The sequence below is a fragment of the Microbacterium sp. KU4F genome (assembly GCF_056868075.1).
Window position 1 is genome coordinate 3,289,599 of record NZ_CP200324.1, and the last position, 13,197, is coordinate 3,302,795.

Annotated in this window: 12 protein-coding genes and 2 pseudogenes; 9 read left to right on the top strand and 5 right to left on the bottom strand. The window is 69.3% G+C overall.

The features are described 5' to 3' along the window. Window positions 1–21 precede the first annotated feature (21 nt). The 3 genes from AC1VNH_RS16235 to AC1VNH_RS16245 all read left to right on the top strand — a co-directional run bounded on the left by AC1VNH_RS16235 (window position 22) and on the right by AC1VNH_RS16245 (window position 3,066). Window positions 22–939, top strand: a complete 918-nt coding sequence (locus AC1VNH_RS16235) for a phosphodiesterase (RefSeq protein WP_483112590.1) — start codon at window positions 22–24, stop codon at window positions 937–939. Between the two features lie 115 nt (window positions 940–1,054). Then, the gene (locus AC1VNH_RS16240; protein ID WP_483112591.1) at window positions 1,055–2,518 is read left to right on the top strand and encodes an aspartate ammonia-lyase; all 1,464 of its coding nucleotides are present in this window, start codon (window positions 1,055–1,057) and stop codon (window positions 2,516–2,518) included. A 77-nt stretch (window positions 2,519–2,595) separates the two neighbouring features. Then, window positions 2,596–3,066 (top strand): DUF4190 domain-containing protein, encoded by a 471-nt coding sequence (locus tag AC1VNH_RS16245; RefSeq protein ID WP_483112592.1) that lies wholly within the window; start codon window positions 2,596–2,598, stop codon window positions 3,064–3,066. 50 nt (window positions 3,067–3,116) lie between these two features. On the opposite strand, the pseudogene AC1VNH_RS16250 reads toward AC1VNH_RS16245, so the two are convergent. Beyond that, a pseudogene (locus AC1VNH_RS16250) lies at window positions 3,117–3,985 on the bottom strand (fumarylacetoacetate hydrolase family protein). Between the two features lie 38 nt (window positions 3,986–4,023). Here AC1VNH_RS16250 and AC1VNH_RS16255 point away from each other — a divergent pair. The 5 genes from AC1VNH_RS16255 (at window position 4,024) to AC1VNH_RS16275 (ending at window position 8,938) form a co-directional block, all read left to right on the top strand. Continuing rightward, window positions 4,024–5,229 (top strand): PrsW family intramembrane metalloprotease, encoded by a 1,206-nt coding sequence (locus tag AC1VNH_RS16255; protein ID WP_483112594.1) that lies wholly within the window; start codon window positions 4,024–4,026, stop codon window positions 5,227–5,229. 74 nt (window positions 5,230–5,303) lie between these two features. Beyond that, entirely contained in the window at window positions 5,304–6,302 is a 999-nt protein-coding gene (gene add, locus AC1VNH_RS16260) for an adenosine deaminase (RefSeq protein WP_483112596.1), read from the top strand. Continuing rightward, a complete protein-coding gene (locus AC1VNH_RS16265; protein ID WP_483112597.1) occupies window positions 6,299–7,696 on the top strand; it encodes an NtaA/DmoA family FMN-dependent monooxygenase in 1,398 nt (465 codons plus the stop codon). Before add ends, AC1VNH_RS16265 begins: the two co-directional genes overlap by 4 nt. Window positions 7,697–7,802: 106 nt before the next feature. Further along, entirely contained in the window at window positions 7,803–8,171 is a 369-nt protein-coding gene (locus tag AC1VNH_RS16270; RefSeq protein ID WP_243227170.1) for an FKBP-type peptidyl-prolyl cis-trans isomerase, read from the top strand. Between the two features lie 206 nt (window positions 8,172–8,377). Further along, a complete protein-coding gene (locus AC1VNH_RS16275; protein WP_243227171.1) occupies window positions 8,378–8,938 on the top strand; it encodes a YceI family protein in 561 nt (186 codons plus the stop codon). Between the two features lie 43 nt (window positions 8,939–8,981). On the opposite strand, the gene AC1VNH_RS16280 is transcribed toward AC1VNH_RS16275, so the two are convergent. The 3 genes and pseudogenes from AC1VNH_RS16280 to AC1VNH_RS16290 all read right to left on the bottom strand — a co-directional run bounded on the left by AC1VNH_RS16280 (window position 8,982) and on the right by AC1VNH_RS16290 (window position 11,510). Next, window positions 8,982–9,905 carry a DMT family transporter gene (locus AC1VNH_RS16280; protein WP_483112599.1) on the bottom strand — a complete coding sequence of 308 codons (924 nt, stop codon included), beginning with the start codon at window positions 9,903–9,905 and terminating at the stop codon, window positions 8,982–8,984. Between the two features lie 202 nt (window positions 9,906–10,107). Further along, window positions 10,108–11,178: pseudogene (locus tag AC1VNH_RS16285) on the bottom strand (MFS transporter); the annotation flags it as partial. A 107-nt stretch (window positions 11,179–11,285) separates the two neighbouring features. Then, window positions 11,286–11,510, bottom strand: a complete 225-nt coding sequence (locus AC1VNH_RS16290; protein WP_483112601.1) for a DUF167 domain-containing protein — start codon at window positions 11,508–11,510, stop codon at window positions 11,286–11,288. Window positions 11,511–11,659: 149 nt separating this feature from the next. Between AC1VNH_RS16290 and rpsO the strand changes: the two genes are divergently transcribed. Next, on the top strand, window positions 11,660–11,929 hold the full coding sequence (rpsO, locus tag AC1VNH_RS16295) for a 30S ribosomal protein S15 (protein WP_137416542.1): 270 nt from the start codon (window positions 11,660–11,662) through the stop codon (window positions 11,927–11,929). Window positions 11,930–12,128: 199 nt separating this feature from the next. Here rpsO and AC1VNH_RS16300 read toward each other — a convergent pair whose 3' ends face one another. Next, a complete protein-coding gene (locus tag AC1VNH_RS16300) occupies window positions 12,129–13,136 on the bottom strand; it encodes an isopenicillin N synthase family dioxygenase (RefSeq protein ID WP_483112603.1) in 1,008 nt (335 codons plus the stop codon). Between the last annotated feature and the right edge of the window lie 61 nt (window positions 13,137–13,197).

A 13,197-nucleotide genomic window follows, 5' to 3' on the forward strand; every position in this document is an offset into this window, starting at 1 on the left:
GTCGGGTCGTAGGGTGGCCCTATGAGTGCCGCATCCGCCGCCGTGCAGTTCGGGCAGCATCCACCCGCTCGGCGCACGATCGTCCACCTCAGCGACACGCACTTCCTCGCCGGCAACGTACCGCTGGGCGGACGCTACGACACGCTGGCGAACCTGCGGCGCACGGTGGCCGCAATCGATCGCACCCGCATCCGCCCCGACGCGGTGGTGTGCACGGGAGATCTCACCGATCTCGGCGAGCCCGAGGCCTACCGAGCGCTGCGCGAGGTGCTGGAGCCCGCCGCCGAGCGGTGGGGTGCGCCGCTGGTCTGGGTCGCAGGCAACCACGATGAACGCGCGCCGCTGCGCACCGAACTGCTGGACGCGGCGGCGAGCGACGAGCCCGTCACCGCCGTCCACGACCTCGACGGCCTTCGTCTGATCGTGCTCGATTCCACCGTGCCGGGCTGGCACCACGGTGAGATCGACGACGCACAGCTGGCGTGGCTCGCCGATGTGCTGGCGACGCCCGCGCCGCTGGGGACCCTCCTGGCGATGCATCATCCGCCGCTGCCCAGCCACATTCCGTTCTTCGACATCCTCGAGCTGCGAGACCAGCACCGGCTGGCGGGCGTGGTACGCGACAGCGATGTGCGCGGCATCCTCGCCGGACACCTCCACCACTCGACCTCCGGCACGTTCGCAGGAGTGCCCGTGAGCGTCGCTGCCGCCACCTGCTACACGATGGATCTGGCGCGCCCCGCGGACGAGGTCAACGGGATGGATGCGGGGCAGTCCTTCCATCTGGTGCACGTCTATGACGACACGGTCACACACGCGGTCGTCCCGGTGGTCGAGGCCGAGACGGCCGACTTCTTCACGCCCGAGTGGAACGCGAGGATGGCAGCGCTCACCCCGCAAGAGCGCCTCGACGCGTTCTCCCGCAAGCGCCCGCGCTGACGCTCGCCGCCGGGGACGGTGCCGGGTCGGGGGTATACGCCGTGTCCGGTGGTGTGCGTGAGAACGGCGATTAGGCTCGGTCAGGCAACCGGCCGACGACCCACAAGGACAACGCATGCCAGAGCACGCAACGACGCGTACCCGTACCGAGACCGACTCCCTCGGGAGCCTCGAGATCCCCGCGGATGCCTACTGGGGCATCCACACGGCACGAGCCCTCGAGAACTTCGACATCTCCAAGCGCCCGATCTCCGTCTACCCCGACCTCATCGTCGCGCTCGCGATGGTCAAACAGGCCTCGGCTCGAGCGAACCGGGAGATCGGAGTGCTCGATGCGGAACGGGCGTCGCTCATCGACCGTGCCGCGCAGGAAGTGATCTCGGGTCGGCATCACGACCAGTTCGTCGTCGGCGTGATCCAGGGCGGTGCCGGCACGTCGACCAACATGAACGCCAACGAGGTCATCACCAACGTGGCGCTCGGACTCGCCGGCCGGGAGAAGGGCGACTACGCCTTCCTCTCGCCGATCGATCACACCAACCGCAGTCAGTCGACGAACGACGTGTACCCGACCGCGATCAAGGTCGGCCTGTCGCTCACCCTGCAGAGCCTGCTGGTGGAGCTCGATCTGCTGCGCCAGGCGTTCCTCGACAAGGCGCGGGAGTTCCACGACGTGCTCAAGGTCGGCCGCACGCAGCTGCAGGATGCGGTGCCGATGACACTCGGGCAGGAGTTCCACGGCTTCGCCACGACCCTGGGCGAGGACCTGCACCGGCTGCGCGAGAACGCCTGGCTGCTGCACGAGGTCAACATGGGGGCGACCGCCATCGGGACGGGGATCACGACGCATCCGGACTACGCGCCCGCCGTGCTCCGCCATCTGCGCGAGATCACCGGGCTCGACCTCGCGACGGCCGACGACCTGGTCGAGTCCACGAGCGACACCGGCTCGTTCATGTCGTTCTCCTCCTCGCTCAAGCGCAACGCGATCAAGCTCTCGAAGATCTGCAACGATCTGCGGCTGCTCTCCAGCGGTCCGCAGGCGGGTCTCGGGGAGATCAACCTGCCCGCGCGTCAGGCAGGCTCCAGCATCATGCCCGGCAAGGTCAACCCCGTCATCCCCGAGGTCGTGAACCAGGTCGCCTTCGCCGTCGTCGGTGCGGATATGACAGTCACGATGGCGGTCGAGGGCGGCCAGCTGCAGTTGAACGCCTTCGAACCCGTGATCGCCCACTCGATCTTCCAGTCGATCACCTGGATGCGGCAGGCCATGTGGACGCTGCGGGTGAATTGCGTCGAGGGGATCACGGCCAACCACGATCGCCTGGGCGCGATGGTCGGCTCGTCGGTGGGCGCGATCACCGCTCTGACGCCCTTCATCGGGTACGCCGCGGCCGCGGCGCTCGCCAAGACGGCGTTGCTCACCGGTCGAAACGTGGCCGACCTCGTCGTCGAGGCGGGACTCATGCCCCGCGACGAGGTGCTCAAGCAGCTCTCACCCGCGCGGCTCTCGGGCCTCGAGGCCATCACGGCAGCCATCCCGATCATCGATACGAGCCTGACTCCGACCCAGGACTGAGTGTCGACCGTGCGACCGCGCGGCGCAGCCGATAGCGTCGGAGCGCGCACCGTGCCCGCGCCGAACCAGGAGGAATCATGACCGACCCGACCGGATCGCCCGAGAACACCCCGCCGGCCCCGCCGGCCTACCCCGCCGCACCGCCGGCGTATCCGACCGCGCCGCCCGGCTCCTCAGAGGCACCGCCGGCCTATCCGACGGCACCGCCCGCTGCCGGCCCGGTTGCCGGACAGCCGGCCCCCGGCGCTCCGGTGCCGGGCAAGACGCTCGGCATCGTGGCACTCATCCTGGCCTTCTTCGCGCAGCTGATCGGCCTCATCCTCGGCATCGTCGCGCTCGTGCAGAGCCGCAAGGCGGGCGTGCGCAACCTTCCCGCCGTCTGGGCCATCATCCTCAGCTCGGTGTTCATGGTGATCGGGATCATCGTGGGGATCATCCTCATCGTGAGCTTCGCGAGCGTCTTCGAACAGGCGATGCGGTACTGCCTGGAGAACCCCGACGGCTCGTACCAGATCAACGGGGTCACCCAGTCCTGCACCTCCCGCTGAGCCGGTCTGAAACGACGATGGCCCCCAGGTGCTCTGGGGGCCATCGTCGTTCAGTCCAGGATGCGGCAGTGCGTCGTCAGGGCGCCGATGCCGTCGATGCCGACCGTCACGGTCGATCGATCGCGCAGGAAGATCTGCGGATCGCGAGAGTAGCCGGCGCCGCCGGGGCTGCCCGTGGAGATCAGGGTCCCGGGCAGCAGCGTCACCGATTGGGAGAGGTGCGACACCAGCGTCGACACCGGCCGGATCATCTGCCCGGTCGACGCGTCCTGCACAGTATGGCCGTCGACGACCGTCCAGATGTGCAGATCCTGCGGGTCGGGCACTTCGTCGGCGGTCACCACGAACGGGCCGGTCGGGGTGAAGCCGTCGAACGACTTGCAGCGCGACCACTGCGCCTCGGAGAACTGGATGTCGCGCGCCGTGACGTCGTTGACGACCGTGTAGCCCCACACGTGGTCCAGGGCCTTCTCCTGCGGGACGTTCTTCGCGGGGCGGCCGATGATCACACCGAGCTCCGCCTCGTAGTCGACGGATTCGCTGAGGCTGCGCGGCCAGCTCGTGGTCTGCTCGTGTCCCGTGAGCGAGTTCGGCCACAGCACGAAGACTGTCGGGGTCTGATCGGTCTTGAGCCCAGCTCGCCCGAGTGCGCGGCGTAGTTGAGTCCGACCGCGAGGATGACGGGTGGCGCGAGAACCGCCGAGGCGAACTCGACGCCCGCGAACCCGAAGCGCTCCACCTCGGGTGACTCTGCGGCATCCCGCACACGCGCCAGCAGCTCCTCTCCGCCGAGGATGAGCTGCTCGAGTGTTCTCGGGGCGTGCGGGAAGAGGGCGTCGACGAAGGCAGCGGAGTCCTCGTCGACGACGACGAGTCTCGGCTCCGGATTCGCAGCGGTGCGGAGGTGGGCGAAGCGCATGCCCTCCACGCTACCGGCGGCGGCCGTAGGCTGAGGGAATGACGACCCCCGACGGCCGCCCGACTCTCACCCCGCCGGCCTTCGATTCCGCACTGGCGCAGCCGGTTCATGCCGCCCCGGCACCGATTGCGGCCCCCGCGACCTCGCAGCCGCCCGTCGGCGCGCCGGTCCGGCGGGCGTGGGGACTCTACATCTGGGTCGGTGCCCTGCTCGTGGTCCTGCTCGTGGTGCTCGTCGGCTACTTCCTGGAGGCGATCGGACCGGTCGCCTCGCTGCTGGGAGGGATCCTCGCGCTGCTGCCGCTGGCGGGCGTGCTCTGGGCGCTGCGCATCGTGGACCGTTGGGAGCCGGAGCCGAAGGGCCTCGTCATCCTCGCGCTCGGATGGGGAGCCATCGCCGCCGTGGCGCTGGCCCTCGGCGTGGACCTCGTGCTGCTGCTGACGTTCGGTCGCAGCGATTCGCAGTTCGCGCTCCTGCTGCAGTCGGTCGTGCAGGCGCCGATCGTCGAGGAGATCGGCAAGGGCCTCGGCGTGCTCCTGATCTTCGCCGCCGCCCGACGCTTCTTCGACGGCCCCGTGGACGGCATCGTCTACGGCGGGCTGATCGGTGCGGGGTTCGCCTTCACGGAGAACATCCAGTACTTCGCGAGCGCCCTCATCGAGGGCGGCTTCACGCAGGCCTCCGCGGCCTTCTTCGTGCGGGGCATCCTCTCGCCGTTCGCACACGTCATGTTCACCGCGGTCACCGGGTTCGCTCTGGGGCTCGCCGCCCGTCGCGGCGCCCGCCTCGGCGGCGCGCTCGGACCCTGGCTGGCGGGCCTCGTCGGTGCCATCGCCCTGCACGCACTCTGGAACGGCTCCGCCCTCCTGGGCGACTTCTTCGCGCTGTACGCCGTGCTCCAGGTCCCCCTCTTCGTGATCTTCGTCGTCGCGATCGTGTTCCTCCGGCGCGAGGAGGCGCGCCTGACGCGCGCGCGTCTGGGGGAGTACGCGGCCGTGGGCTGGTTCACCCCGCAAGAGGTCGACATGCTCGCCACCGCGGCGGGGCGTCGCACCGCTCTCGCCTGGGCGCGCACGCTCAACGGTGACCGGGTGCCGATCATGCGGACCTTCATCGCCGACGCGACCGCGCTCGCGGCGGCGAGGCAGCGCGCGATCAGCGGAAGGGACCCCCGGGCGAGCGCGGAGGAGGCCGCGTTGCTGCAGCGCACGGTCGCCGCTCGCGCGGCCCTGTTCGCGCTCTGAGGCCGGACGTCATCTGAGCGAAACACCGCGTCGCTATCGTGAACCGACCAGTTCACTCGACGTCAGGAGCGTCCATGGCCGACTCGGCCCTCCGCGATCTCGCCGCCCTCCCCAAGGGGCATCTCCACGTCCACCTCGAGGCGGCCATGAGGCCCGCGACGCTCGCCGAGCTGGCCGCGGAGATGTCGGTCGAAATCCCACCGGTGTCCGGATTCTCCGGTTTCACCGCGTTCGCCGACATGTACCAGGGTCTACTCGCGGTCCTGGCGCATCCGCAGAACCTCGTGCGGTTGATCGACGAGGCCGTGGCGGATGCGGCATCCGACGGCGCGGTGTACGTCGAGTTCGGCGTGAGCCCGCAGTTCTATCTCGCCGCCTTCGGGACCGTGGAGGCGGCCCTGGACGCCCATCTCGACGCCGTTCGCGTCGCCGGCGAACGGCACGGCGTCGAGGTGGGCCTCATGGTCACAGTCGATCGCACCGAGCCCCTCGCCGAAGCCATCGCGCTCGCGGAGGCGGCAGCGGCCCGCGCGGGTCGTGGCGTCGTCTCCCTCGGGCTCGCGAACGAGGAGCGCGGGTATCCCGCCGCCGACTTCGCCCCCGCGTTCGACATCGCCCGCGCCGCGGGCCTGCAATCCGCGCCGCACGCGGGCGAGCTCGTGGGTCCCGAATCGGTCTGGCAGGCCATCGACGATCTGGGCGCTGCGCGGGTGCTCCACGGCGTGCGGGCGATCGAGGATCCGACGCTCGTGGCGGAGCTGGCGCGGCGGGGGATCTGCCTCGACACCTGCCCCACCTCCAATCTGCTGCTGGACGTCGTCGACGACCTCGCCCGTCACCCGCTCCCGCAGCTGTTGGATGCGGGCGTGCGGTGCTCCATCAACGCGGACGACCCGATCCTGTTCGGTCCCGGCATCCTCGACGAGTACGTCGTCGCGCGCGAGCAGATCGGCCTGACGGACCGCCAGCTCGCCGCGTGCGCGTGGAGCTCCATCGAGACGACGCTCGCCGGGGACGCGCTCAAAGCGCGCGCGAAGGCTGACATCGAGGCATGGCTGGGGGAGGCGCTGTGACGAACCTCCACTTCGGCGTCTTCGAGGTCTACGCGCCGCAGGTCGGCGGCACCTACAGCTGGGCGCACCCGCTCTGCGATGCGGCGGACTACCTCGACCCGGAGCGCTGGGTGCGCATGGCGAAGATCATGGACCGTACCGGGTACGACTTCCTCTTCTTCGCCGACGGCTTCGGCTATCCGATGCAGAACGGCGACATCAGTGCGGCGTGCCTGTCCGCGGCCATCAACTTCTCCGGCCTCGACCCGTCGACCATCATCCCGATCCTCGCCCGCGAGACGGAAAAGCTGGGCTTTGTCGTGACGGCGACGACGGGGATGGACCACCCCCTGCCGTTGGCGCGCCGGTTCAGCACCCTCGACCACCTCACCCGAGGGCGCATCGGCTGGAACGTGGTCACGGGTGCCTCGCAGAACGCCGTCGCGGAGCTCTTCGGGCACCCGGAGATGGTCGCGCACGACACGAGGTACGAGATGGCGGAGGAGTACGTGTCCCTCGCCCGCAGCTACTGGGAGCAGTCGTGGGACGACGACGCGCTGGTGGCGGATGCGGACTCCGGCGTCTACATCGACCCGTCCCGCATCCATCGCACCCAGTTCGACGGGGCGCACTACCGCTCGCGCGGATACTTCGGCGCCCCTCCGTCGCCGCAGCGCACGCCGGTGATCTTCCAGGCGGGCACCTCCCCGAAGGGTCGGGCGCTCGCCGCTTCGCACGCGGAGGGCGTCTTCGTACAGGCCACGACGCCAGAGCACACGGCGGCGGCTGTCGCCGACATCCGCCGCCGCGCCGCCGAGGCGGGGCGCGATCCCGGCGAGATCCGCATCATGGCAGGGCTCACGGCGATCGTCGACGAGACGCAGGCGGGCGCCGAGCAGCTCTGGCGCGAGTTCCACGGCATGCAGTCGGACGAAGTCGTGGCCGCCCTCTACGCCGGGAACACCGGCATCGACCTGCTGAAGCTCGATCCGGACACGACCCTCGCGGAGGTCGTGGCCGCCGGTGGCGTGGTCGGTCAGATGGGCACGAGCAACATCGAGCGTTTCCTCGGTCGCGACGGTTCACCGGCACCGACCGTGCGCCAGATCCTCGACGACCTGCGCGGCAAGGGCACGCGCGGCTTCCGCATCGTGGGGGACGCGGAGCACGTCGCCGACCGGGTCGCGGAGCTGGCCGACCAGACCGGTCTCGACGGGTTCCTCTTCGAGCCGGTCTTCGGAACCCGCGACGTCGAAGCGTTCGGGGAGCTGGTGCTCCCGCGCCTTCGGGACCGCGGCCTCCTGCCCGAGCCCGCCGGTCCGACGCTGCGCGAGCGGATGCGGGAGCGCCCCGGCGCCCGTTTGGGGCGAGCCGGAAAAGACTCAGCGCCCGGTGCCGCGGCGATGCCTGCGTGACTCCCGAGCGCTGAGTTGTTCTTCTGTCAGGATCCACCCGTCGTCGGATGGTGTCAAGAGGGTCGGCCGCGCCTCGCGGGCGGCGGCGACGTGCTTGGATGGAGGCATGACTGACAACCGCACGAAGCCCGAGTTCGACGCTCCCGCAGGGCCCGCTCCCACCGAGCTCGTCATCCGCGACATCATCGTCGGAGACGGTGACGAGGCGAAGCCGGGCGACAACGTCACGGTGCACTACGCCGGCGTCGAGTACGAGTCCGGCGAAGAGTTCGACTCCTCCTGGGGACGTGGCGAGAGCATCCAGTTCCCGCTGCGAGGCCTCATCCAGGGCTGGCAGGACGGCATCCCGGGCATGAAGGTCGGCGGTCGCCGCGAGCTCGTGATCCCGCCGCACCTCGCGTACGGCCCCGCAGGAGGCCACTTCCTCGGCGGCAAGACGCTCATCTTCATCATCGACCTGTTGAAGGTCGGCTGACACGACCTCTCGAAGGGCCCCGGGTATCCGGGGCCCTTCGTGGTTGCGGGTGTCGTTCGTTGAGCGAGCGGAGCGAGACGAAACGCGTCCATCGGAAGTTCTTAAGACTCTCGTCAGAATTTTGCATTCAGGGGAATACGTTCCCCGGCGATGCGGTTGACTGGACTCGACGCCGCGAAACGCGCGGCCCTGGTTTTGGAGCGAACATGACCGACACGAACGCAATCGAGATCCCCGGATACAAGGCCGGCACCTGGACGCTGGACGCATCGCACAGCGAGGTCACCTTCGCGGTGCGCCACATGATGATCTCGAAGGTGCGCGGCACCTTCGGCGTGAAGAGCGCCACGATCATCGCCCCGGAGAACCCGCTCGAGGCCAAGGTCGAGGCCACGGTGGACGTCGCCTCCATCGACACCAAGGACGAGGGCCGCGACGGTCACCTGCGTTCGGCCGACTTCTTCGACGTCGAGAACTACCCCACGATGACCTTCGTCTCGACGGGTGTGCGTTACGAGAAGGGCGACTTCCTCGTGGACGGCGACCTCACCATCAAGGACGTGACGAAGCCCGTCACGTTCGAGCTCGAGTTCGGCGGCTTCGGCACCGACCCGTGGGGCAACTACAAGGCCGGCGCGACGGCCAAGACGGTCATCAACCGTGAGGAGTTCGGCCTTACCTGGAACGCCGCGCTCGAGACCGGCGGCGTGCTCGTCGGCAAGGACGTCACGATCGAGCTCGACCTGCAGGGCACGGTCGCAGCCTGATCGCACGCGAAGGGGACGGATGCGGCCGCATCCGTCCCCTTCGTCATGTCCGCGCGCGGCGCCGCAGGCGGTCCTGCGCGAGGAGGATGCCCAGGAAGACGACGAGGGCGCCCGCGGGTTCGTTCCACGACACCGTCTCGCCGAGCACGACGGCGCCCAGCACGACGCCCACGACAGGCGTGATGTACGTGACGGTGGACGCGCGGGTGGGACCCCAGGCGCGGAGAACGTTCTGGTTCCAGATGTAGGCGACGCCGGTGCCGAGGCAGCCGAGGAGCACGAGGCAGACGATGATCGCCGCATCCAGCCGCACGGGCGTGAGGGCGATGAACGGCGTCAGCACGAGCATGATCACCGCGGCGATTCCGATGTTCAGGAACGAGAAGACCAGCGGGCTCATGCCGCTGTCGGACGTGAAGCGTCGCATATAGGCGAGGCTGAAGCCGTAGCAGGCGGTGGCGCCGAGGATGGCGAACTGGGCGATGAGGCTCTGATCGGGGGCGAGTCCCTGCCAGGGCGCGATGATCACCATCACCCCGAGGATACCGATGAGGATTCCCGCGATCTGGATGATGCGCAGCTTCTCGACGCGGAACACGGCCCAGGCCATCACGGCCGTCATGATCGGCGTGGTGGCGTTGTAGATGCTCGCAAGGCCCGAGGTGACGTGCTGCTGGGCCCACGAGAACAGCAGGAACGGCACGACGCAGAACGAGAGTGCGAGCACGAGCATATGCATCCACACCACGAGTCGCCGGGGCAGCGTGTCCCTGCGAACGGCCACGAAGATCCCCAGCGTCATCGCCCCGAGCACGAGCCGCGACCACGCGACCTGGGCGGGGGAGAGCCCGCCGAGCGCGACCTTCATGAACAGGAAGCTGGAGCCCCAGATGATGCCGGTCAGGACGAACTGCACGGCGATGACCGCCTGGCGGGGCGGGGCGGCGGGGCGCACGACGGGAAGCACTCACCGACTCTAGTGACGGCCACCGACACTCCGGCCTGCAGGCGGATGAGATGTCCGAAAGGCGCCGCACAACGGCAGCGAGCTGCAGCCAGGGCACCGGGTGGAGTGCGTCGTACGCGCGGAAGCCCGGGCTCAGACGCACCAGCACGCCGACGAGCGCGATGATGACGATGCCGCCCAGCAGCGGGGGGAACCACAGCGCCGTCAGGGTTGCGAGACTCCCGGCGTAGAGCGCGCCGATGCGGGGGCCTCCCGCCACGACCACGATGAAGATGCCCTGCAGGCGGCCGCGCATCGTGTCGGGCACCGCCGACTGCATCATGGTCGAGCGGAAGATCGCGCTCACGTTGTCGGCCGCGCCCGAGACGGCGAGCACCACGCAGGCGGCGGCGACCAGGACGACGTTCACGTCGCCGTCCGCGAACCACCCGAGGGCCGCTGCGACCAGCACGAGTCCGAACACGGCGATCGCACCGCCGTAGACCTGGATCGCGCGCTCGATGCCGAGCCCATGGCGTCGCACCCGGCCGATCGGGCCCGAGAACAGACTCGACAGGAATGCGCCCGCGGCGACCGCAGCGGTCAGGATGCCGGTCGTCACCGGCCCGCCACCGAGCAGCACGGCGCCGATGCCGGGGAACAGGGCGAGCGGCTGTCCGAACGTCATCGCGATGATGTCCAGCAGATACTGCATCCGGATGTTGCGCGCGCGGCGCAGGAACGCCCAGCCGTCCCGGAGGGAATCGAGGCCGGGCCGGACGCTCTCGCCCTCCGGGCGGAGCTTCGGCAGGGTCCAGAGGCCCAGGAACAGCGAGGTCATGAGGACGACGTCGATCGAGTAGGTCCAGGCATAGCCCGCGGTCGCGACCAGGACTCCCGCGAGTGCGGGGCCGGCCATCACCATGATCCCGACGGTCACTCCGTTGAGGGCGGCCGCCGCCGGCAGCAGTTCGCGGGGCAACAGCCGCGGCGTGATGGCCGACTTGGTGGCCATCACGACGGAGTTGGCGGCGGAGTTGACGATGCTCAGCGCATACAGCCACCACACGGTCTCGTCGCCGGACCAAGCGAGAGCCGCCAGCAGGGCTGTGGAGGCGAAGGTGATGCAGGCGGCGACGAGGGCGACCAGGCGCCGATCGAACGCGTCGGCGAGCATCCCGCCGTAGAGCCCGGCGAGCACCATCGGGACCAGGCCCGCCACCGCGACCATGGCCACGGCGAAGTCGGAGCCGGTGAGGGCATAGACGTGCAGCATGACGGCGACGATCGTCAGCTGCCCGCCGAGGCCCGCGAGCGTGGAGCCGATCCACATCCGCGCGTACGGCGCGCTGGTGGTGAGCGGGCGCACGTCGATCAGATGACGCGCGAGCCGCATCCGCCTCACTCGGCGACCTCGATGCGCTTGATGCGAGCGGCGTGCCCCGTGCGGATCGTGACGTCCTGGCGCCGGACGCCGAGGTGCGCAGCGAGGGCCGCGATCACCCCGGAGTTCGCGGCGCCGTCGACCGCGCGCTCACGCACGTGCACGGTGAGAGCGCCGTCCGCATCCGCCTCGACGAGGGGTCCGCGGCGGCTGCCGGGCTTGACGCGGACGGTGAACTGCACGGGTGCGAGCGTACCGTCGCCGGGGGCGGTTGGGGTCGGCGCCGAACGCTGGTAGACTTTGGAGGTTGCCGTTCGATCGGCCGCGGATAAAGAGAGCCCCCGGATCAGCCGGAGGGCGCCGCGCAACGAGGAGAGAGGGGATCCCATCTATGGCACTCGAGAACGACGTCAAGAAGGCGATCATCGAAGAGTACGCGACGCACCCCGGTGACACCGGATCCCCCGAGGTGCAGGTCGCGATGCTGACGCAGCGCATCAAGGACCTCACCGAGCACCTCAAGGAGCACAAGCACGACCACCACTCGCGTCGTGGTCTGTTCCTCATGGTCGGTCAGCGTCGTCGCCTGCTGGGTTACCTGCAGGACATCGACATCAACCGCTACCGTTCGCTCATCGAGCGTCTCGGTCTGCGCCGCTGATCTCAGCGCGATCGCGTATATCGCTTTCTTCGAAGGCCGCCCCACGGTGTGGGGCGGCCTTCGCTTATGTATGCCCGCCGCGCCAAAGAACCGCGAGACTGCATCTTCTACACGAGATCACTGTGTTTACCCGTGATCTCGTGAGGGAAATGCAGTCTCGCGGTCAAGTGGGGGATGCGGGCATCCCCAGGAGGGGGGGTCAGGCGCGGGCGGCCAGGAGGTCCGCGTGGTGGATCGCCGCCACATCCGGGTGTGCGCGCAGCCGCGACTTCAGCGCATTCTCGCCGTAGCGGGCGTAGATCGGGTTCGTAGGGTCCTCGGTCACACCCCGCGAACGTGCCGCCAGCTCCGGCGGGAGCTGGATGAGGGGCAGCTGGGCATCGAGCGCCGGGTTGAAGAAGAAGGGCACCGAGATGCGGTCTTCGGGGTAGCGGGGCGAGACGACCCGGTGGTTGGTGGCGATCAGATACCCCTGCGTCGCGTACTCGAGCAGCTCGCCGATGTTGACGACGAACGCGCCGTCGACCGGGGGAGCGTCCACCCAGCCGCCGTCGCGCTCGACCTGGAGCCCGCCCTTGCCCGGCTCCACCCACAGCAGGGTCAGGACGCCGGAATCCTTGTGCGCGCCGACGCCCTGCTGCGGCTCGGGCTCACGGCTGCCGGGGTAGCGCACGATCTTGATGAGTGTGCCCGGATCCGCGAAGTAGGGGTCGAAGAAGTCCTCCTCGGCTCCCAGCGCGAGCGCCCACTGGCGCAGCAGCGTGATCGCGACCTCGCTCAACCGGTCGTGCCACTCCTGCACGACCTCTCGCAGCTCCGGAAGTGCCTCGGGCCAGAGGTTGGGGCCGGTGAGGCGGTCGAAGTCGGGAGCGTCCGGGTCGGTCACGGCCTCGCGCTCGGGGCCGATGTCGATCTGCTCGCGCCAATCGACCTGTCCCTGCGTGCGCTCGCCGCCGATGCGCGTGTAGCCGCGGAAGTGGGGGCTGTTGACGTTCTCGATCGCCAGCTTGTCGGCCTCGGGCAGCGCGAAGAAGTCTCGCGCGACCTTCTCGAGGCGCAGCGCCAGCTCATCGACGCCGGTGCCGGTGAGGTAGAAGAAGCCCACCTCATGGGTCGCGCGACGCAGGTCGTCGCGGAAGGTCGCGGCCGCATCCGGGCCGCCGGACAGGCGGGAGAAGTCGAGGACGGGAAGGGATGGCGTGCTCATGCACCGAAGGTACGTCCCGGCGTCGCGCCGCGGAGAAATGTTGCTGAGCGTTACCGCACGG

Excerpts from the sequence above, each read along its gene's own strand:
- AC1VNH_RS16235 (WP_483112590.1), top strand. The coding sequence starts at position 22 with ATGAGTGCCGCATCCGCCGCCGTGCAGTTCGGGCAGCATCCACCCGCT.
- AC1VNH_RS16240 (WP_483112591.1), top strand. The coding sequence starts at position 1,055 with ATGCCAGAGCACGCAACGACGCGTACCCGTACCGAGACCGACTCCCTC.
- AC1VNH_RS16245 (WP_483112592.1), top strand. The coding sequence starts at position 2,596 with ATGACCGACCCGACCGGATCGCCCGAGAACACCCCGCCGGCCCCGCCG.
- AC1VNH_RS16255 (WP_483112594.1), top strand. The coding sequence starts at position 4,024 with ATGACGACCCCCGACGGCCGCCCGACTCTCACCCCGCCGGCCTTCGAT.
- add (WP_483112596.1), top strand. The coding sequence starts at position 5,304 with ATGGCCGACTCGGCCCTCCGCGATCTCGCCGCCCTCCCCAAGGGGCAT.
- AC1VNH_RS16270 (WP_243227170.1), top strand. The coding sequence starts at position 7,803 with ATGACTGACAACCGCACGAAGCCCGAGTTCGACGCTCCCGCAGGGCCC.
- AC1VNH_RS16275 (WP_243227171.1), top strand. The coding sequence starts at position 8,378 with ATGACCGACACGAACGCAATCGAGATCCCCGGATACAAGGCCGGCACC.
- rpsO (WP_137416542.1), top strand. The coding sequence starts at position 11,660 with ATGGCACTCGAGAACGACGTCAAGAAGGCGATCATCGAAGAGTACGCG.
- AC1VNH_RS16300 (WP_483112603.1), bottom strand. The coding sequence starts at position 13,136 with ATGAGCACGCCATCCCTTCCCGTCCTCGACTTCTCCCGCCTGTCCGGC.